This is a genomic window from Pseudomonas sp. Root329 (assembly GCF_001424925.1).
Taxonomy (GTDB): domain Bacteria; phylum Pseudomonadota; class Gammaproteobacteria; order Pseudomonadales; family Pseudomonadaceae; genus Aquipseudomonas; species Aquipseudomonas arabinosi.
Genome location: NZ_LMCV01000012.1, coordinates 381,028 through 400,222, shown reverse-complemented (window position 1 = coordinate 400,222; position 19,195 = coordinate 381,028). Strand labels below are relative to the sequence as shown.

General features: G+C 60.0%; 17 protein-coding genes. 10 read left to right on the top strand and 7 right to left on the bottom strand.

All coding sequences use genetic code 11. From position 1 onward, the window contains the following. Positions 1 to 241 precede the first annotated feature (241 nt). The 6 genes from ASC74_RS13335 to fabI are packed head-to-tail and all read left to right on the top strand — an operon-like array spanning position 242 to position 8,439. Positions 242 to 2,074: an extracellular solute-binding protein gene (locus ASC74_RS13335; protein WP_056741787.1), complete on the top strand. Its 1,833-nt coding sequence runs from the start codon at positions 242 to 244 to the stop codon at positions 2,072 to 2,074. Beyond that, positions 2,071 to 3,912, top strand: coding sequence for an extracellular solute-binding protein (locus ASC74_RS13330; RefSeq protein ID WP_056741786.1), 1,842 nt, complete (start codon positions 2,071 to 2,073; stop codon positions 3,910 to 3,912). Before ASC74_RS13335 ends, ASC74_RS13330 begins: the two co-directional genes overlap by 4 nt. A 4-nt stretch (positions 3,913 to 3,916) precedes the next feature. Next, the gene (locus tag ASC74_RS13325; RefSeq protein ID WP_056741785.1) at positions 3,917 to 4,990 is read left to right on the top strand and encodes a microcin C ABC transporter permease YejB; all 1,074 of its coding nucleotides are present in this window, start codon (positions 3,917 to 3,919) and stop codon (positions 4,988 to 4,990) included. 1 nt (position 4,991) lies between these two features. Continuing rightward, the gene (locus tag ASC74_RS13320) at positions 4,992 to 6,011 is read left to right on the top strand and encodes an ABC transporter permease (RefSeq protein ID WP_056741784.1); all 1,020 of its coding nucleotides are present in this window, start codon (positions 4,992 to 4,994) and stop codon (positions 6,009 to 6,011) included. 1 nt (position 6,012) lies between these two features. Continuing rightward, complete coding sequence (locus ASC74_RS13315; RefSeq protein WP_056741783.1) at positions 6,013 to 7,623, top strand: ABC transporter ATP-binding protein; 1,611 nt, start codon at positions 6,013 to 6,015, stop codon at positions 7,621 to 7,623. A 21-nt stretch (positions 7,624 to 7,644) separates the two neighbouring features. Beyond that, positions 7,645 to 8,439 (top strand): enoyl-ACP reductase FabI, encoded by a 795-nt coding sequence (gene fabI / locus ASC74_RS13310; protein WP_056741782.1) that lies wholly within the window; start codon positions 7,645 to 7,647, stop codon positions 8,437 to 8,439. Positions 8,440 to 8,621: 182 nt separating this feature from the next. Here the strand turns inward: fabI and ASC74_RS13305 are convergent, their stop codons facing one another. Then, a complete protein-coding gene (locus ASC74_RS13305) occupies positions 8,622 to 9,488 on the bottom strand; it encodes a LysR family transcriptional regulator (RefSeq protein WP_056741781.1) in 867 nt (288 codons plus the stop codon). 111 nt (positions 9,489 to 9,599) lie between these two features. On the opposite strand from ASC74_RS13305, the gene ASC74_RS13300 reads away from it, so the two are divergent. Further along, a complete protein-coding gene (locus ASC74_RS13300; RefSeq protein WP_056741780.1) occupies positions 9,600 to 10,025 on the top strand; it encodes a VOC family protein in 426 nt (141 codons plus the stop codon). Here ASC74_RS13300 and ASC74_RS13295 read toward each other — a convergent pair. From ASC74_RS13295 to ASC74_RS13275, 5 genes are all read right to left on the bottom strand, one after another. Next, positions 9,994 to 10,593, bottom strand: coding sequence for a GGDEF domain-containing protein (locus ASC74_RS13295; protein WP_056741779.1), 600 nt, complete (start codon positions 10,591 to 10,593; stop codon positions 9,994 to 9,996). The two genes, ASC74_RS13300 and ASC74_RS13295, sit on opposite strands and share 32 nt — an antisense overlap. A gap of 74 nt (positions 10,594 to 10,667) precedes the next feature. Continuing rightward, positions 10,668 to 11,246 (bottom strand): hypothetical protein, encoded by a 579-nt coding sequence (locus tag ASC74_RS13290; RefSeq protein WP_056741778.1) that lies wholly within the window; start codon positions 11,244 to 11,246, stop codon positions 10,668 to 10,670. 1 nt (position 11,247) lies between these two features. Further along, positions 11,248 to 13,416: a xanthine dehydrogenase family protein molybdopterin-binding subunit gene (locus ASC74_RS13285; protein ID WP_056741777.1), complete on the bottom strand. Its 2,169-nt coding sequence runs from the start codon at positions 13,414 to 13,416 to the stop codon at positions 11,248 to 11,250. Between the two features lie 25 nt (positions 13,417 to 13,441). Continuing rightward, positions 13,442 to 13,897 carry a (2Fe-2S)-binding protein gene (locus ASC74_RS13280; protein WP_046048854.1) on the bottom strand — a complete coding sequence of 152 codons (456 nt, stop codon included), beginning with the start codon at positions 13,895 to 13,897 and terminating at the stop codon, positions 13,442 to 13,444. A 303-nt stretch (positions 13,898 to 14,200) separates the two neighbouring features. Further along, complete coding sequence (locus ASC74_RS13275) at positions 14,201 to 15,046, bottom strand: oxidoreductase (RefSeq protein WP_056741776.1); 846 nt, start codon at positions 15,044 to 15,046, stop codon at positions 14,201 to 14,203. Between the two features lie 114 nt (positions 15,047 to 15,160). Between ASC74_RS13275 and ASC74_RS13270 the strand changes: the two genes are divergently transcribed. Beyond that, positions 15,161 to 16,081: a LysR family transcriptional regulator gene (locus ASC74_RS13270; protein WP_056741812.1), complete on the top strand. Its 921-nt coding sequence runs from the start codon at positions 15,161 to 15,163 to the stop codon at positions 16,079 to 16,081. Positions 16,082 to 16,153: 72 nt separating this feature from the next. On the opposite strand, the gene ASC74_RS13265 is transcribed toward ASC74_RS13270, so the two are convergent. Further along, positions 16,154 to 17,512 (bottom strand): XAC2610-related protein, encoded by a 1,359-nt coding sequence (locus ASC74_RS13265; protein WP_056741775.1) that lies wholly within the window; start codon positions 17,510 to 17,512, stop codon positions 16,154 to 16,156. A gap of 180 nt (positions 17,513 to 17,692) precedes the next feature. On the opposite strand from ASC74_RS13265, the gene ASC74_RS13260 reads away from it, so the two are divergent. Both ASC74_RS13260 and ASC74_RS13255 read left to right on the top strand, forming a co-directional pair. Continuing rightward, the gene (locus ASC74_RS13260; RefSeq protein ID WP_056741774.1) at positions 17,693 to 18,196 is read left to right on the top strand and encodes a VOC family protein; all 504 of its coding nucleotides are present in this window, start codon (positions 17,693 to 17,695) and stop codon (positions 18,194 to 18,196) included. Between the two features lie 35 nt (positions 18,197 to 18,231). Further along, entirely contained in the window at positions 18,232 to 19,065 is an 834-nt protein-coding gene (locus tag ASC74_RS13255) for an AraC family transcriptional regulator (RefSeq protein WP_056741773.1), read from the top strand. Positions 19,066 to 19,195 lie beyond the last annotated feature (130 nt).

The window sequence follows — 19,195 nt, the reverse complement described above, 5'->3', positions numbered from 1 at the left end:
GCAGCGGGCGAAGCCTGCGTTCGGCTGCGCAGCAGTCGTGAGTTCAGACGATATGGTGTTTCAGGAAGTATGCGAGCGCAGGTTTTGCGACTGCTGCGCAGCCGAACGCAGGCTTCGCCAGCTGCTACAGGGACTCCATTGGCACAATTAACGGCGCGTTAAACCCCTGTCTTTTTCCTGTCGATACAAGCTGTTACTGTACGGGCCACAAAGCCCAAGCCGCCTGGATCGGATTCCTGACTTGAAGCGTCCCCTCCTTCTGCTCCTGATCAGCCTGGCCTTGAGCGCACCCGCAAGCGCGACGATCAGCGAAAGCCATGGTTATGCGCAGTTCGGCACGCTCAAGTACCCGGCCAGATTTACCCACTTCGACTGGGTCAACCCGCAAGCGCCCAAGGGCGGTACGTTGCGGGTGATGGCGTTTGGCACCTTCGATACGCTCAACCCCTACACCTTCAAGGGTTCAAGCCCGGTTTCCACGCCGAATTTCCTGCAATACGGCATCAACGAGCTCAACGAACCGTTGATGGTCGGCACCGGCCAGTACGCGCCCTCCGGCGATGAACCGGCCTCCAGCTATGGCCTGATCGCCCAATCGGTGGAATACAGCGAAGACCGCAGCTGGGTGGTGTTCAATCTGCGCCCCGAAGCGCGTTTCCACGATGGCACGCCGATTACCGCCTATGACGTGGCGTTTTCCTACCGATTGCTGCTCAAGGAAGGCCATCCGCAATACCGCACCAACCTTCAGGAAGTGTCGCGGGTCGACATCCTCAATCCGCAACGCATTCGTTTTGTCTTCAAACGCGCCGGCAATCCATTGCTGATCCTGCGCCTGGGCGAATTGCCGGTGCTGCCCCAGCATTACTGGAAAGGTCGTGACTTCAAGGCCACCACCTTCGAACCGCCACTGGGCAGCGGACCGTATCGCATGACGTCGGTAGAGCCTGGGCGTCAGATCATTTTCGAACGGGTCAAGGATTACTGGGGCAAGGACCTGCCGGTCAATCGCGGCAAATACAACTTCGACCGCATGGAAGTCGAGTTCTACCGCGACAGCGATGTCGCGTTCGAAGCCTTCAAGGCCGGCGAATTCGACATCTATATCGAGCACCAGGCGAAGAACTGGGAAAACGGCTACAGCTTCCCGGCGGTGCGACGCGGCGACGTCATCAAGGCGCAGATCCCGCATCAGATCCCGACCCAGAGCCAGGGTCTGTTCATGAACGCCCGGCGGCCGGCCTTCTCCGAGACCAAGGTCCGTGAAGCGCTGGGCCTGATGTTCGACTTCGAGTGGACCAACCGCACGCTGTTCAGCGGCGCTTACAAGCGCGCCATGAGCTACTACCCCAACAGCGAGTTCTCCGCGACGGGCCTTCCGGTCGGCCATGAATGGTTGATGCTGACGCCGTATCGCGAGCAGTTGCCCGCCAAGCTCTTCACCGAGCCGTTCAGCCTGCCGCAGACCCAAGGGCGCGGCATCCCCCGTGAAACCATGCGCAAGGCCCTGGGCCTGCTTGCCGAGGCCGGCTGGAAGCTCAGCGGCCAGCACGTTCAGAATGCTGCCGGGCAACCGTTGCGTTTGGAGATCCTGCTGGTCAACCCGAACCTGGAACGCATCCTTCAGCCTTACGTCGAGAACCTCGCCAGCATCGGCATCGACGCCCGGCTGCGCACGGTCGATCGCGCCCAGTACAAACAACGCCTCGATCAGTTCGATTTCGACATGATCCTGATGACCCTCAACCAGACGCTCAGTCCGGGCCTGGAACAATGGCAGTACTTCCATTCAAGCCAGGTCGGGGTCAAGGGCAGCAAAAACTACGCCGGTATTGCCAATCCGGTGGTCGACCATTTACTCGAACAATTGCTTGCCGCCCAGACCCGCGATGAACAGGTCGCCGCCGGCAAGGCCCTGGATCGGGTGTTGCTGTGGCAGCACTACATCATTCCCAACTGGTACCTCAATTATCACCGCCTGGCCTACCGCAACCGGTTCGCCTTCGTCACCACGCCGCCCTACACGTTGGGCCTGAGCGCGTGGTGGCTGAAATCTTCGGAGAAAGATCGATGAAACCCGTACGCACCCTGCTCTTGCAGGCCAGCGGTCTGTTGTTCGCCGGGCTGGCCTGTGCCGCTCCGCAACATGCCCTGACCCTGTACAACGAGCCGCCGAAATACCCGGCCGATTTCAAACACTTCGATTACGTGAACCCCGACGCGCCAAAAGGCGGGATCTTCCGTCAGGCCGGTTTCGGCGGCTTTGACAGCCTCAACCCCTTCATCAACAAAGGTGTCGCGGCCGACGACATCAGCATGATCTACGACACCCTGGCCAAACAGGGCCTGGATGAACCGTTCACCGAGTACGGCCTGGTCGCCGGCAAGATCGAAAAAGCCCCGGACAACAGCTGGGTGCGTTTCTACCTGCGCCCCGAAGCGCGCTTCCACGACGGGCACCCTATGCGCGCCGAGGACGTGGTGTTCAGCTTCCAGACCCTGATCAAGGACGGCGCGCCGCTGTACCGCGGTTACTACAGCGATGTCGAGGAAGTGGTCGCTGAAGATCCGCTGACGGTGTTGTTCAAGTTCAAACACAACAACAACCGTGAGCTGCCGCTGATCCTCGGCCAGTTGCCGGTGTTGCCCAAGCATTGGTGGGCGACGCGCGATTTCACCAAGGGCAACCTGGAAATACCGCTGGGCAGCGGCCCGTACAAGGTCAGCGAAGTCAAGGCCGGGCGTTCGGTGCGTTATGAGCGGGTCAAGGATTACTGGGCCAAGGACCTGCCGGCGAACCGCGGGTTCTACAACTTCGATGTGATGACCACCGACTACTACCGCGACAACACCGTGGCCCTGGAAGCACTCAAGGCCGGGCAGTTCGATTACTGGCTCGAAATGGCAGCCAAGAACTGGGCCAACGCCTATAACATTCCGGCCGTCACCGAGGGCCGGTTGATCAAGGAACAGATCCCCAACGGCAACCCCACCGGCATGCAAGGCTTTGTGTTCAACCTGCGCCGCCCGGTGTTTCAGGACGTGCGCGTGCGCCAGGCCCTGACCCTGTTGCTGGACTTTGAATGGACCAACAAGCAACTGTTCAACGGCGCCTACGCGCGCACTCGCAGTTTTTTCGAAAATTCGGAAATGGCGGCCAGCGGCCTGCCGGACGCCGATCAACTGGCGATCCTCGACCCGTTCCGCAGCAAGATTCCCGAGCAGGTGTTCAGCGAGGCGTTCCAGAACCCGGTGACTGACGCCAGCGGCATGATCCGCACCCAGCAGCGCAAAGCCTATCAATTGCTGCAAGAGGCGGGCTGGCGGATCGTCGATGACAAGATGGTCGACTCCAACGGCAAACCGGTGACCATCGAGTTCCTGTTGGCCCAGACCGAATTCGAGCGGGTGCTGCTGCCGTTCAAGCGCAACATGAGTGACCTGGGCATCGACCTGGTGATCCGCCGGGTCGACGTCTCGCAGTACATCAACCGCGTACGTTCACGGGACTTCGACATGATTGTCGGCAGCTTCCCGCAGTCCAATTCACCGGGCAATGAACAGCGTGAATTCTGGATGTCTGACGCCGCCGACAAACCCGGCAGCCGCAATTCCATGGGCCTGAAAGACCCGGTGGTGGACCAATTGGTCGAGCAACTGATCAACGCCGATTCGCGCAAAAGCCTGGTGGCCCACGCCCGCGCACTGGACCGCGTGCTGCAATGGGGTTATTACGTGATCCCCAACTGGCACATCAAGACCTGGCGCGTGGCTTACTGGAACCACATCGGTCATCCGAAAGTTTCACCCAAGTACGACATCGGCATTAATACCTGGTGGGTCAAGCCAGACGCTACCCCGGCCATAGAAGTCGAAACCAAACTGCAAGCCGACCCTGCGGGCACGGAGTAATCAGATGCTGGCGTATATTTTTCGGCGACTGCTGCTGATCATCCCGACGTTGCTCGGCATTCTGCTGATCAACTTCGTGATCATCCAGGCCGCCCCCGGCGGGCCGGTGGAGCAGATGATCGCCAAGCTCGAAGGCTTCGAAGGCGCCACCAGCCGCATCGCTGGCGGCGGTGCCGAAGTCTCGGTGGCCGGCTCCGCCTATCGCGGCGCGCAAGGCCTGGACCCGGCACTGGTCAAGGAAATCGAGCACATGTACGGCTTCGATAAATCGGCGCCGGAACGCTTGTGGATCATGATCAAGAACTACGCGACGCTGGATTTCGGCGACAGCTTCTTCCGCGACGCCAAGGTCATCGACCTGATCAAGGAAAAGATGCCAGTGTCCATCTCCCTCGGGCTGTGGAGCACGCTGATCATGTACCTGGTGTCGATCCCGCTGGGGATCGCCAAGGCGACGCGACACGGCAGCCACTTCGACGTCTGGACCAGTTCGGCAATCATCGTCGGCTATGCGATCCCGGCGTTCCTGTTCGCCATCCTGTTGATCGTGGTGTTCGCCGGCGGCAGCTATTTCGACTGGTTCCCGCTCAGAGGACTGACCTCCAACAACTTCGACGAGTTGAGCATGGGCGGCAAGGTGCTCGATTACTTCTGGCACTTGGCATTGCCGGTGACGGCGCTGGTGATCGGCAACTTCGCGACCATGACCCTGCTGACCAAAAACAGCTTCCTCGACGAAATCAACAAACAGTACGTGGTCACCGCCAAGGCCAAGGGCCTGACCAACCACCGCGTGCTCTACGGCCATGTGTTCCGCAACGCCATGCTGCTGGTGATCGCCGGGTTCCCGTCGGCGTTTATCGGCATCTTCTTCACTGGCTCGTTGCTGGTGGAGGTGATCTTCTCCCTCGACGGCCTCGGGCTGATGAGTTTTGAGGCGGCGATCAACCGTGATTACCCGGTGGTCTTTGGCACGCTGTTTATCTTCACGCTGCTGGGGCTGGTGGTGAAACTGATCGGCGACCTCACCTACACCTTTGTCGATCCGCGCATCGACTTCGAAAGCCGGGAGCATTGAGATGAACCTGTCCCCTCTCAATCGCCGACGTTTCGAACTGTTCAAGGCCAACAAGCGTGGCTGGTGGTCGCTGTGGCTGTTTCTGCTGCTGTTTGGGCTGAGCCTCGGCGCCGAGCTGATCGCCAACGACAAACCGCTGGTGGTGCACTACGACAACGGCTGGTACTTCCCGGCGCTCAAGCGTTACCCGGAAACCACCTTCGGCGGCGAATTCCCGCTGGAAGCCAACTACAAGAGCCCGTATATCCGTGAACTGCTCAAGGAAAAAGACGCCTGGGTGCTGTGGGCGCCGATTCCCTACAGCTATCAAAGCATCAACTACGACCTGAAAGTCCCGGCCCCGGCGCCACCCTCGACGTACAACCTGTTGGGCACCGACGATCAGGGCCGCGATGTGTTGGCTCGGGTGATTTATGGCTTCCGGATTTCGGTGCTGTTCGCCCTGACCCTGACCATTTTCAGCTCGATCATCGGCGTGATTGCCGGGGCCTTGCAGGGTTTCTACGGCGGCTGGGTCGACCTGGCCGGACAGCGTTTTCTGGAGATCTGGTCCGGGCTGCCGGTGCTGTATCTACTGATCATTCTCGCCAGTTTCGTCCAGCCGAATTTCTGGTGGCTGCTGGGGATCATGCTGCTGTTCTCGTGGATGAGCCTGGTGGACGTGGTCCGCGCCGAATTCCTGCGAGGGCGTAATCTGGAATACGTGCGCGCCGCGCGGGCGTTGGGGATGCAAAACGGAGCGATCATGTTCCGCCACATCCTGCCCAACGCCATGGTCTCGACCATGACCTTCATGCCGTTCATCCTGACCGGCGCCATCGGTACCCTGACCGCCCTGGATTTCCTCGGCTTCGGTTTGCCGGCAGGCAGCCCGTCCCTCGGTGAGCTGGTGGCCCAGGGCAAATCCAACCTGCAAGCGCCGTGGCTCGGCATGAGCGCGTTTGCCGTGCTGGCGTTGATGTTGAGTTTGCTGGTGTTTATCGGCGAGTCTGCTCGCGATGCCTTCGACCCGAGGAAGTGAAATGAATCAGGACAATCTGATCGAAGTGCGCGACCTGGCCGTCGAATTTGTCGTCGGCGAGCGCGTTCAACGGGTGGTCGAAGGCGTGAGCTTCGACATCAAGCGCGGGGAAACCCTGGCGCTGGTGGGCGAAAGTGGCTCCGGTAAATCGGTGACGGCGCACTCGATCCTGCGGCTGCTGCCCTACCCGCTCGCCCGGCATCCGTCCGGGACCATCGAGTACTCCGGGCAGAACCTGCTGAGCCTGAAAGAGAAAACCATCCGCCACATCCGCGGCAACCGGATCGCGATGATCTTCCAGGAGCCGATGACCTCGCTCAATCCGCTGCACTCGATCGAGAAGCAGATCAATGAGGTGTTGAGCATCCACAAGGGCCTGATCGGTAAAGTGGCGACCAGGCGCACCCTGGAGTTGCTGGAAATGGTCGGCATCCCGGAGCCCGAGAAGCGCCTCAAGGCCCTGCCCCACGAATTGTCTGGCGGCCAGCGGCAGCGGGTGATGATTGCGATGGCCCTGGCCAACGAGCCGGAACTGCTGATCGCCGACGAGCCGACCACCGCGCTGGACGTAACCGTCCAGCTGAAAATCCTCGAGTTGCTCAAGGAATTACAGGCCCGGTTGGGCATGGCGCTGCTACTGATCAGTCACGATTTGAACCTTGTGCGAAGAATTGCGCATCGCGTATGTGTCATGCAGCGCGGTTGCATCGTCGAACAGGCATCGTGCGAAGAGTTGTTCCGCGCACCGCAGCATCCGTACACTCGGGAACTGCTGGCAGCGGAGCCCAGCGGCAAGCCGGCGACCAATGTGATTGGCCCGCCATTGCTGCAAGTCGAGGACCTGAAAGTCTGGTTCCCGATCAAGAAAGGCTTTCTGAAAAAGACCGTCGACCACATCAAAGCGGTGGACGGAATCAATTTCAGCCTGCCTCAGGGCCAGACCCTGGGGATTGTGGGAGAAAGCGGTTCGGGCAAGTCGACACTGGGTTTGGCGATTTTGCGGCTGATCGGCAGCAAAGGCACCATCCGTTTTGAAGGCAAGCAGCTAGACTGCCTGACGCAGCAACAGGTTCGACCGCTGCGGCGGGAGATGCAGGTGGTGTTTCAGGACCCGTTCGGCAGCCTGAGCCCACGGATGTGCGTGAGCCAGATCGTCGGCGAAGGCCTGCGGATCCACAAGATGGGCACCGAGGCGGAACAGGAACAAGCGATTATTGCGGCACTCAAGGAGGTAGGTCTGGATCCGGAAACCCGGCACCGCTACCCCCACGAATTTTCCGGTGGGCAACGGCAAAGAATCGCCATTGCCCGGGCATTAGTGCTAAAACCGGCGTTGATTCTGCTGGACGAGCCGACATCGGCCCTCGACCGGACAGTGCAACGCCAAGTGGTTGAGCTTTTGCGTTCACTGCAAACCAAGTACAACCTGACGTATCTGTTTATCAGCCATGACCTGGCTGTCGTCAAAGCGCTGAGCCACCAGCTGATGGTGGTCAAGCAAGGCCAAGTGGTCGAACAGGGAGACGCGCAAAGTATTTTTGCGTCCCCCAAACATCCGTATACACAGCAGTTGCTGGAAGCCGCTTTCCTGGCCCCAGCCACTGCGCAATAACCTGAAAGAGAGGAGCAACACATGGGTTTTCTCGCCGGTAAGCGCGTACTGATCGTCGGTGTCGCCAGCAAGCTGTCCATCGCATCCGGCATCGCTGCCGCCATGCATCGCGAGGGCGCTGAGCTTGCCTTCACTTATCAGAACGACAAACTCAAGGGTCGTGTCGAAGAGTTCGCACAAAGCTGGGGTTCCACCCCTGACCTGTGCTTCCCGTGCGACGTGGCCAGCGATGAAGAAATCGCCAAGGTTTTCGTTGAGCTGGGCAAAAAATGGGACGGCCTGGACTGCATCGTGCACTCCGTCGGCTTCGCCCCGGGCGACCAACTGGATGGCGACTTCACCGAAGCCACCACCCGTGAAGGTTTCCGCATCGCTCACGACATCAGCGCCTACAGCTTCGTGGCCCTGGCCAAAGCCGGCCGCGAAATGATGAAAGGCCGCAACGGCAGCCTGCTGACCCTGTCGTACCTGGGTGCAGAGCGCACCATGCCGAACTACAACGTGATGGGCATGGCCAAAGCTTCTCTGGAAGCTGGCGTTCGTTACCTGGCCGGCTCCCTGGGCCCGGACGGCACCCGCGTCAACTGCGTATCGGCTGGCCCGATCCGCACCCTCGCCGCTTCCGGCATCAAGAACTTCCGCAAGATGCTGGCCGCCAACGAAGCGCAAACCCCGCTGCGTCGTAACGTCACCATCGACGAAGTCGGCAACGCCGGCGCCTTCCTGTGCTCGGACCTGGCGTCCGGCATCAGCGGCGAAATCATGTACGTGGACGGTGGCTTCAACACCACGGCCATGGGTAGCCTGGAAGAGTAATCTTCGGGTAGCCAACTAAAAAACCCGCCTCTTGAGGCGGGTTTTTTGTGCCTGTAATTTCAGGCCTGGCGCAGACCCCCTGTGGGAGCGGGCTTGCTCGCGAATGCGATTGATCATTCAACATTGATGTTGTCTGACGCGACGCCTTCGCGAGCAAGCCCGCTCCCACAGGGGATTTGTGATTAACCATCGACTTGTGTCAGGCAGCTGGAAAATAGCTGCTGGATCGGCTGTGTACGCTGGCTATAGCGCTGCAACAGGACGATCTCGCGGTAGAACGTCAACTCCCCCAACGGAATGATCCGGACCTTCGCCCCATGCTCAAGCCATAACCCCGCCTCGGGCAGCAGCGACACGCCCAACCCGCATTCAACCATCTTCACAATGGCTTCCAGCTCATCCAGCTCCAAAGCCACCTGCACATCAATCTGCTGCTCACGCAAAAACCGCGTTACCAGTCTTCCACCGAACGAGTTGCGGTCGTAACGCACATGCGGATGGTTCGCGAGGATCTGCAACGGCTCATCGCCTTCAAGGTCCGCCGGCACGATCAATACAAACGGTTCCTTGCGGATGACCTGCGCTGACAGTTCCTTGGGTAACTCGAACGGCGGTTTGATCAGGATCGCCAGATCCACTTCACCGGTGTCCACCTGGCTCAACAGGTTCAGCGACACGCCGGGCACCAGTTTCGGCTCGAGCAACGGCGCCTGTTGCCTCAGTCGAAGCAACGCCTGGGGCAGCAGTCCGGTCTGGGCCGTGGCCACCGCACCTATTTTCAACTCGCCGCGATATTCACTGACATCATCGCTGACCGCCATGCGGCTGAAGGTCTCCAGCATGTCCCTGGCCATCGGCAATGCACGCTGGCCTGCCGCATTGAGCAGCGCCTGACGTCCGGTGCGGTCGAACAAACGAATGCCCAGGGCCTGTTCCAGATTGCGAATCTGCGCGCTGACGGCCGACTGGGTCAGGCCAATGTGCATACCGGCCGCGGCAAACGTGCCGTAGCGCGTCACCGCAATGAAGGTTTTCAGTTCCCGCAGCATGGCGTTCTCGATTAATCGAAATAATTTGAGCTCGATGCAAAAATTATCGTCTTTTAATCAAAAAGCACAGGGCTAAACTCAATCTGAATCCACACAGCCGAGGCACCTCCGATGCAACTCTCCCCTTTTCACCTGGCCATCCCGGTCTACGACCTGACTGCTGCGCGCAATTTTTATGGCCAAGTGTTCGGCCTGGAAGAAGGTCGTTCAAGCGATCACTGGGTTGATTTCAACTTTTTCGGCCATCAGCTGGTCATTCACCTCGCGCCGAAAAACGCCTCACAAGAAGCCGCGCACACCAATGCTGTCGACGGTCATGACGTGCCGGTGCCGCATTTCGGTGTGGTGTTGGGAATGGAGCAATGGGAGGCGCTGGCCGAGCGATTGAAAGCCCTCAACACCCGATTCGTGATCGAACCGGGCATTCGCTTTCAGGGCCTGGTAGGTGAGCAAGCGACGATGTTTCTCTTCGATCCATGCGGCAACGCGCTTGAGTTCAAGGCATTCAAGGATGTGGCTCAGCTGTTTGCCAAGTGAACGCATCGGCCTGTGCCAGCAACTCCTCGATCGAGCCGGGAAGCTCAGGATTGCACTCAAGTTGTCCGATGCTGAAGTGAATGTCATAACCGCGATGCACCGTGGCATTGCGCTCTTCGAGTATTTCTTCGAGTCGCGCCCTGATCGCGGGAATCTCCACAACACTTGAGCCGGTCAGCAACGCGACGAATACGTCGCTGCCCAGCCGGCCGATCACATCGCTCTCGCGAAAGGCAATTCGCAGCACATCAGCGAAGGTTTTCAGGGCGTTGTCGCCCTCGGAACGGCCATAGAGATAGTTGATGTGTTTGAAGTCATCAATATTGAAGAGCAGCAGCGTCGCTGGCTTTTTCAGCTGGTGGCAGACATCCAGCCCTTGTTGGGCCAGCGCTGTAAAACCGTGTCGGTTGGAGAGCAGCGTCAACTCGTCCATGCTCGCCATCTGCACGCCCATCAACTCCTCCTCGGCCTTACGGGCCAAGTCACGCAGCAGCTCGCGCTCCTGCAGTGGCGTGCGCAACGGGTCGGCGCACGCGCCTGGTTTTACCGGTTTGCCTGGGATCAGCATTACTCACTCCATTGGCGGGTATATTTCTTAGAGTCGTCCATACCCGGTTTGACTCCCTGTTAACGGACCGCCGGTCAACTACCCACGACCGGACAGGGCCCTCCCGCGTCTGCCCAGCGTTTGAACTGGGTGACGAAAATATCGTTCGGCACCGGTACCGGCGCCCTTCCCTGACCCGGATTCCAGCCCCAAAGCACCAATTTGTCGTCGCTGACATGCTTGATCAGCGCGGCGAAATCGCGGTCACCGTTGCTGGAACGGTCCTTGATCATGGCGCACAACTGGTCGGCCGGCAGACCGATCCAGGCCATTTTGTGCGCGGCGGGCGGCAGGCTCCAGTGCGGCGCCCCCGGCGGTGCGTGAGCGCCGTAACTGGCCGGCGGATTGCTCTCGGCGTGGCAGGTAGCGCAGGGCAAACCCGCCGCGCCTTTGCCGTCCATGCCCCGCACGACGTTCATGGCGTGAGGAATCCCGGCGTCGAATTGCAACGGTGAATCGCCGGGGATATGGCAGTTCTGGCAGCGCGGGCTCTGGAAGACCTTTTGCACGGTATCGAACGCCTTGATCGCGTCCTTATCGTCAGCAAACAGGTCCTCGGCGTAGCCGATCAGGCCGATCAATACCACCGCGCCAAGAATCAGATGTCGTCTCATCTCACACCCCCGACAGTTGCAGCGGCAGTTCCCGCAGGCGTTGGCCGGTCAGGGCGAACACCGCGTTGGCCACTGCCGGCGCCGTGGGCGGCACACCGGCCTCCCCGATGCCGCCGGGTTTGTCGCTGCTGGGCACCATATGCACTTCCACCACCGGCATTTCGTTGAGCCGAAGCACTTGATAGTCGTGGTAATTGGACTGCACCACCTGCCCGTTCTTGAAGGTCAGCTTGCTGTGCAAGGTAAATCCGAGGCCGAAGGTGATGGCCGATTCCATTTGCGCCGCGATGCTCATCGGGTTGACCGCAATGCCGCAATCCACCGCACACACCACCCGATGCACGCGGATCGCCAGGTTGTCCTGGGACACCTCGGCCACTTGGGCAACATAACTGCCGAAAGACTCATGCACCGCGACACCCAACGCATGGCCGTCCGGCAGTGGCGCCTTCCAGTTGGCTTTCTCGACGGCCAGGTTCAGCACGCCAAGATGCCGAGGATGGTCTTTGAGCAAGGTTCGTCGGTACTCGACCGGATCCTTGCCGGCCGCCTCGGCCAGTTCGTCGATCAGCGACTCCATCACGAACGCGGTGTGGGTGTGCCCTACCGAACGCAGCCAGAGCACGCGAATGCCGGTTTGCGGCGAATGCAGATCCACCTGATGATTCGCCAACCCCTCAAGGTACGGACTGTCGACGACCCCTTCGACCGAGGTCTTGTCGATGCCATTCTTGACCATGGTCGCCTCGAATGACGTGCCCGCCATGATCGACTGCCCGACCATCACATGCTTCCAGGCGATCGGCAGGCCGCTGGTATCGAGGCCGATGCGGGCCTGATGGAGGAACGCGGAGCGGTAGTACCCGCCGCGAATGTCGTCCTCCCGGGACCAGACGGTTTTCACCGGTGCGCCCGCTGCCTTGGCGACTTCCACGGCTTCAGCAACAAAGTCCGAGGTCGGATTGGCCCGGCGACCGAACCCCCCGCCGAGAAACTCGGTATGAATCTCCACCTGCTCGGGTTTGAGCCCGGTGATTTTCCCGGCGACCATTTGATCCAGCGTCTGGAACTGGGTACCGGTCCAGATTTCGCATTTGTCCTGGGTGATTTTCACGGTGCAGTTGAGCGGCTCCATCGGGGCATGGGCCAGGTATGGCACGCTGTACTCGACATCGATGGTCTTCGCCGCTTTACCCAGACCCGCCGCGACATCACCGGCCTGACTGGCCGAAGCGCCAGGGGTGGCGGCGAGTTTGCGGAAGCTTTCCAGCAGTTGCTGACTGTCGAGCCCGGTGTTTGGCCCCAGATCCCAATCGATCTTCAACGCATCGCGCCCCAGCTTCGCCGCCCAGTAATGATCGGCAATCACCGCCACCCCGGTGGGCACCTGCACCACTTTGTGCACGCCCGGAATCGCCAGCGCTTCGGCGCCTTCGAAGGATTTGACGCTGCCACCGAATACCGGCGAGCGCGCGACCATGGCGGTCATCAAGCCGTCGAACTGCACGTCCATGCCGAACTTGGCGCGGCCAGTGATTTTCTCCGGCGTGTCCAGGCGCTTGGTCGGTCTGCCGATGATTTTCCAGTCCTTGGACTCCTTGAGCTTGATCGACGCCGGATCCGGCACCGGCAGCTTGCCGGCGTCGTCAGCCAGTTCGCCATAGGTGGCGCGTTGGTCACCGGCAATCACTACACCCGATTCGGTGCGAATCCCGGAGGGCGCGACGTTGAAGCGTTTGGCCGCCGCGTCGATCAACATCAATCGCGCCGCTGCACCGGCCTGCCGGTAACGGTCGAACTCCATCCAGGTCGAGGTCGAACCACCGGTAATTTGCATCCCGCCAAACCCGGCCAGGCCATACTCGGCGGCCGAAGCCGGTGCATGTTCGACGCGGATCTTCGACCAGTCGGCGTCCAGTTCTTCTGCGATCAACATGGTCAGTCCGGTCCAGATGCCCTGGCCCATTTCCGAATGGCCGAGCAGCATGGTGACGCTGTTGTCATTGCCGATCCGTAAAAACGCATTGGGCGCGAAAATATTGCCTTGATTCTCGGCGCCCATGGCAAAGCGATGACCGCCGGGGATGACAAACGCCACCACCAGACCACCGCCCAGCACCGCGCTGCCCTTGAGGAAACCGCGACGTGACAGAGGATTGAGGCTGTTCATTGTTCAGACTCCCGTCAACGTGGCATCAACCGATCTCGGCGGCGCGTTTGACCGCTGCGCGGATCCTTGGGTAGGTGCCGCAGCGGCAGATGTTGCCGGAGAGCGCCTGATCGATGTCGCTGTCGGTGGGCTTGGGAATTTTCGCCAGCAACGCGGCGGCCGACATGATCTGCCCGGACTGGCAGTAACCGCACTGGACCACATCGAGTTCGGCCCAGGCTTGCTGCACCGGGTGCGAACCGTCGGTAGACAGGCCTTCGATGGTGAGGATTTTTTGCCCGTGGGCCACCGCGGTGGCGGGCGTGATGCAGGAACGTAGTGGCGCGCCATCGACGTGCACGGTGCAGGCGCCGCACTGGGCGATGCCGCAACCGAATTTGGTACCGGTCAGGTGCGCGACATCGCGCAGGACCCACAGCAGCGGCATGTCTGCGGGGACATCCAGCGCCTGGTCCTTGCCATTGATGTTCAGGGTCAGCATTGCGAATGTCCTCAGACTCACGGTGTTCTGAAGGGGCTCTCGGGAACCTCGGGTTATCCCTACAGCTAAGCGCAAATTGCCGGACGAGACCGGTTCATCGACCACCGGTCACACAAAGAAGACTGAAATAACTCGCTCTGTGTAGCAGCTGCCGAGCCCGCGAGGCTGCGTTCGGCGACGAAGTCGTCGTGAAGTCAGGCTCTGCGGTGTGCCAGGAAAACTGCGTTCGCAGGGTTTGCGACGACTACGTCGCCGAACGCAGCCTCGCAGGCTCGGCAGCTGCTACACAGAGCGGGTGGGGGCTTAGAAGTCGGTGGACACCGACAGCTCACGCCATGCGTTCAGCTCGCCGGTGACGAAGGCGTTCTTGGCCTCGATGTAAGTCACCGAGTCCGTGCCCAGCGGCAGGCGCAGCGGTGGTTGCTCGGCCTCGACCAGGATGATCATCGCCTGAGCGAGTTTTTCCGGGTCGCCTGGCTGTAGCTGATTGACGGCTTTGGCCACTTTGCGCATTTCACCGGAGGTCGACGCGTAGTCGGCAATTGTTTCAGGGGACTCGACCAGAGAGTTGCTGTCGAGGAAGTCGGTACGGAAGTAACCCGGCTCGACCACGGTGACCTTGACGCCCAGCGGCGCCAGCTCGCCGTGCAAGGCTTCGCTCAATGCTTCGACGGCAAACTTGGTCGAGCAGTACACACCGTAACCCGGTGCCGACTGATAACCGCCCACCGAAGAGATGTTGATCACATGACCACTGCGAGCGGCGCGCATGTGCGGCAGCACGGCGCGAGTGACATTCAGCAAGCCGAAGACGTTGGTTTCGTACACGCGCCTCACTTCATCGGCGCTGGCTTCTTCCACCGCGCCAAGCAAGCCGAAACCGGCGTTGTTGACCAGCACGTCGATGCGCCCGAAGTGCTCGATGGCCGACTTGGCGACCGCAACGCCCTGAGCTTCGTTGGTCACATCAAGGGTGGCGGCCAGCAAACCTGGCTGCTCGCCAAAACGCTGGGTGATGCTGTTGGCGTCACGGGCGGTGGCGACCACGGCGTCACCATTGGCCAGCGCGGCGGCAGCGATCTTGGCACCGATACCGCGAGAAGCACCGGTGATGAGCCAGACACGTTTGAAGTTATGGGAGTTGGTCATGATCGCGAATCCTTATAGGCCGTTGGGGTAAGCACAAGGTACGCAGGAACATTGGTCGGAAAAATGCCCTCGTGTTACAAGCACTATGAAACGCTCTTTCATAATGGCGCCGATATGAATCACGACCCGTTTGATGGTTTGACCGAGTTTCTCGCCGTCGCCGAGCACAAAAGCTTCACCGTGGCCGCGACTCGGCTAGCCGTTACGCCCACCGCCGTCAGCCATGCGATCAAACTGCTGGAACGGCGCACCGGCGTGCTGCTGTTTCAGCGCACCACGCGCCGAGTGGCGCTGACCGAAGCCGGCGCCAGTCTGTTTGCCCGCTTGCGTCCGGCGGCCAGTGAAATCGATGAAGCCCTGGCGGTGCTCAGCGGTTTCCGTGATCAGCCCATGGGCACGTTGCGACTCACCGTACCGCGATTGTCCGGCACCCTGTTGATGGAGCCGCTGATTCCGCTGTTCCGCGAGGCCTACCCGCAAGTGACCCTCGATATATCCCTGGACGACGCCACGGTCGACCTGATGGCCGGCGGCTTCGATGCCGGGATTCGCCTGGGAGAGTCGATTGAAAAAGACATGATCGCAGTGCGCCTGACACCTGACCTGCAATGGTCGGTGGTGGGCTCCCCGGCGTACTTCGCCAAGGCTGGAAAACCGGTCATCCCGGAGGACCTGACCCGACATCAATGCATCGGCTTTCGCTTCTCGACCTCCGGCAGCGCCCATCGCTGGGAGTTTCGCCGCGAGGCTCGGGACTTTACCGTGGGTGTCGAGGGCGGCGTGATCGTCAATGACCGCCGGTTGTTGGTGGCAGCCGCACGCAGCGGTTCGGGCCTGGCCTATGCCTGTGATCTGGAGATTGCCGACGAGTTGGCGGATGGACGCCTGGAGCGGGTGCTGCAACCCTTCGTGCCACTCAGCTCGGCGTTGTACCTGTACTTCCCCAGCCGCACCCAGACACAGCCGAAACTGCGGGCCTTTATTGATTTGGCCACCCGGTGGATTGCTGAAAAAGGAGGCCTGGGCCGTCGCTGAACCGTTGCCTTCACCGTATGACTACATTCAAAAACAGTCATATCGACCCTACAAAACGTCATTACGACTACATCAAGGTTGTTTCACGTAAGCCGCGCTGTACTTCTGATACTCACCAAAACCGGTCACTTCAGCGGCGCCATTGAGCAACTGCAGGCGAAACAGCGGATCGCCCTCGGGGTCCAGTGCAATGACAAGGTTGCCGGCGAGCAGCGGATACTGATGATGGACTTCAACGGGTGGATCCTTGAGCTGAAAAATGCTCAGGTTGATGTCCGCCATCTCGGGACCGTTGTCGATCCCCGGCGATACTTTGAGGGTCAACTCGCCGACACGCTGATCCTGGACATTGCTCACGAGGTAGCGCCCTTCTCGCTGACTGTCTGCTACCCGCTCAAGTTTTTGCGCGGCAACCTTGAACGCAGTCGGCCTCACATTGATGCTTAATTGACGGGAACCGTTGATCCACGTGCCGGTCTGGCTGCCCTGTTCGTTCGGCGTGCCTTCGACGAACCAGTTGCCAATCATCTGACCGTCGTCGTCCAGCTCACGCAAAACGATTCCACCATCTTCGTAGGTATTGCCCACCAGCCGGATCGGTTTACCGCTGCCGGTTTTGCTGTAGCGAACTTCGCCAACATAGACATCACCCTGACGTTGCCACCACAGCTCAACGGGGATCTTGTCATCAAGGGTGCCGCGCAACATGACGGGCGCTTCACCGACGGGCCCCTCGAGGCGACGACGCTCCGTCCACTGGCCGGATTTCAGTTCACGATCGGTCACGTCCACATAGCCAGAAGGCATGAACGGGTTGGCTTCCGACGGTTTCTGCACCACCTCAGTTTTCTCGGCCACCTTCACAGGACGGTTGCCCTGTATTTGCCAGGTCGCGCTCTGGCGCCAGCAGCAACCGCTTTTGGACTGGGTATGCAGACGCTTGGTAACCGGGTCGATGTCGAACATGCCCAGATTCGCGTCACGGGTCAGAGCGGAAAAGGACGTGCTCAACATGAGCGTCGAACGCTCGGGATCGAACAAGTAGATGTCGTAGGAAGGACCGCCATAGCCCGCATCATTGCCATTGCGTACGGCAAGATCTTGTTGCCCGTCGAAATTGAAATCGCCGAACAACAGCAGACTTTGATCGGCATACGCCAGGTTTCGGTCGAACTCCGAAGCTTTGCGGCCTGGTTTGAACAGGGCGAACGCTTCGGCTGACTCTATGCGCTGCAGCACCTGCCCGCCGGCCCTTTCGCGCAACGTAATCAGCGCGGGAGCGCCGTCGAAAGTCTGGGCGGGAGGCTGTGCAAACAGCACGTCGATGACGTACTTCTTCGCGGGGTCCGTGAGGTGATACGTCACCGGCCCGGCGCTTACAGCAGCGGCAACCAGCAGACAGGAAACAGCCAACAAACGAGGGGCGACCATGATGCAGAGCGTCCTTGCGGCAAACCAGGTCGGCAAGTCTAGCGGCTATCGGGTCATGCCGACATCGTTGATTCCATCGAAAGGAAACTCTTTCGACTTGTCGATCTACGGTACGGCCAGACGACCCGAGGCTGACTACGCTGAAAGTCCAGCCTGAGTCATTCGTAGAGGAGCTACACCATGCACCGCGTTCAAAAACTCACGCCCTGCCTGTGGTTCGACAATCAGGCCGAGGAGGCCGCGAAGTTCTACTGTGCGATCTTCGATCATTCGAAAATCAGCGCCACCACTCACTACAGCAAGGCTGGTCAGGAGATCCACGGCAGGCCCGATGGCTCGGTAATGACGGTCAGTTTCGAACTGGACGGGCAGAGTTTTACCGGCCTCAACGGCGGACCCATTTTCAAGTTCAATGAAGCGGTTTCATTTCAGGTCAATTGCCATACTCAGGAAGAAGTCGACCACTTCTGGGGGCGCCTGTCCGCGGGAGGACCCGTTGAGGCCCAGCAATGCGGCTGGCTCAAGGATAAATTCGGCGTGTCCTGGCAGATCGTGCCGGTGGCCCTGATGGACATGATGAAAGACCCTGACACGGCGAAATCCCAACGCGCCATGACGGCGATGTTGCAGATGAAAAAACTCGACATCGCGGCGCTGCAACGAGCCTTTGACGGCGAGAGCTAATACACTTCGACGCTGACCTGTCGAGGACGTTGACAATGAAGCCCGCCGTTGCCAAAAACGCTGACAAAGCCCCGCGCTTCTGGCGCGACGACGCCCTGCCCTTCATCGAAGCCCGCTCCATCGCCGACGGCCGCGAGGTCTGCTACACCCGGCATTCCCACGAGCACTTTTCCATCGGTGCGATCACAGCCGGGCGCAGTACCTACCTCCACGAGCAATCGGAGTTTCAGGTCAGTGCCGGCACCGTGGTGCTGATGAATCCCGGTGATGTCCACGCCTGCAACCCCATCGATGACCAACCGTGGTCGTACCTGATGCTGTACGTCGAGACACCTTGGCTGACCGATTTGCAGCATCAGCTCGGCTTCAGCCAGGACTTGGCGTTTCGCCGGTTTTCCATCACCCACACTCACGACAGCGAGCTGTTTGCCGGCCTGACGGGTTTGCACGAAGTATTGGTCGATGCGCAGCAAGACGTGCTGCGCAAACAAAGCGCGGCCGTGGAATTTTTCACCGACGTACAGCAGCGGCTCAATCCAATCGATCAACCGCTGCGCGAGCCCAATTTCAAACTGGAACGGGCGGCCGATTACATCCGCGACAACTGCACGCACCTGCTCAAGCTCGAAGACATTTGCGAGGCGGCTCAGCTATCGCCGTCCTACCTGATCCGTGCGTTCAAGCAGCATTACGGGATGACGCCCCATGCGTTTTTGCTCAACCGGCGCATCCAGTTTGCCCGGGACCGGTTACGCAGCGGCAAGCTGATCGCCGATGTGGCGCTGGAGGCGGGATTTGCCGATCAGGCCCACTTTCAGCGGGTGTTCAAACAGCATCTGGCGGCGACGCCTGGACAGTATCGGGGTTAAACGGGTTATTACTGGTCAGCTCGGAGCCCTCTTAAACTTCCCCCCTATGTTTACATCTATAAACACATATCAATAAAAATCATTCCGACCCAATAAAAACTGCGCATTAGCAGCCCCTCCCGTTCTATTT

What these genes read in the sequence shown, in the direction of transcription:
- ASC74_RS13330 (WP_056741786.1), top strand. Translation starts at nt 2,071, where the DNA reads ATGAAACCCGTACGCACCCTGCTCTTGCAGGCCAGCGGTCTGTTGTTC.
- ASC74_RS13325 (WP_056741785.1), top strand. Translation starts at nt 3,917, where the DNA reads ATGCTGGCGTATATTTTTCGGCGACTGCTGCTGATCATCCCGACGTTG.
- ASC74_RS13320 (WP_056741784.1), top strand. Translation starts at nt 4,992, where the DNA reads ATGAACCTGTCCCCTCTCAATCGCCGACGTTTCGAACTGTTCAAGGCC.
- ASC74_RS13315 (WP_056741783.1), top strand. Translation starts at nt 6,013, where the DNA reads ATGAATCAGGACAATCTGATCGAAGTGCGCGACCTGGCCGTCGAATTT.
- fabI (WP_056741782.1), top strand. Translation starts at nt 7,645, where the DNA reads ATGGGTTTTCTCGCCGGTAAGCGCGTACTGATCGTCGGTGTCGCCAGC.
- ASC74_RS13305 (WP_056741781.1), bottom strand. Translation starts at nt 9,488, where the DNA reads ATGCTGCGGGAACTGAAAACCTTCATTGCGGTGACGCGCTACGGCACG.
- ASC74_RS13300 (WP_056741780.1), top strand. Translation starts at nt 9,600, where the DNA reads ATGCAACTCTCCCCTTTTCACCTGGCCATCCCGGTCTACGACCTGACT.
- ASC74_RS13295 (WP_056741779.1), bottom strand. Translation starts at nt 10,593, where the DNA reads ATGCTGATCCCAGGCAAACCGGTAAAACCAGGCGCGTGCGCCGACCCG.
- ASC74_RS13290 (WP_056741778.1), bottom strand. Translation starts at nt 11,246, where the DNA reads ATGAGACGACATCTGATTCTTGGCGCGGTGGTATTGATCGGCCTGATC.
- ASC74_RS13285 (WP_056741777.1), bottom strand. Translation starts at nt 13,416, where the DNA reads ATGAACAGCCTCAATCCTCTGTCACGTCGCGGTTTCCTCAAGGGCAGC.
- ASC74_RS13280 (WP_046048854.1), bottom strand. Translation starts at nt 13,897, where the DNA reads ATGCTGACCCTGAACATCAATGGCAAGGACCAGGCGCTGGATGTCCCC.
- ASC74_RS13275 (WP_056741776.1), bottom strand. Translation starts at nt 15,046, where the DNA reads ATGACCAACTCCCATAACTTCAAACGTGTCTGGCTCATCACCGGTGCT.
- ASC74_RS13270 (WP_056741812.1), top strand. Translation starts at nt 15,161, where the DNA reads ATGAATCACGACCCGTTTGATGGTTTGACCGAGTTTCTCGCCGTCGCC.
- ASC74_RS13265 (WP_056741775.1), bottom strand. Translation starts at nt 17,512, where the DNA reads ATGGTCGCCCCTCGTTTGTTGGCTGTTTCCTGTCTGCTGGTTGCCGCT.
- ASC74_RS13260 (WP_056741774.1), top strand. Translation starts at nt 17,693, where the DNA reads ATGCACCGCGTTCAAAAACTCACGCCCTGCCTGTGGTTCGACAATCAG.
- ASC74_RS13255 (WP_056741773.1), top strand. Translation starts at nt 18,232, where the DNA reads ATGAAGCCCGCCGTTGCCAAAAACGCTGACAAAGCCCCGCGCTTCTGG.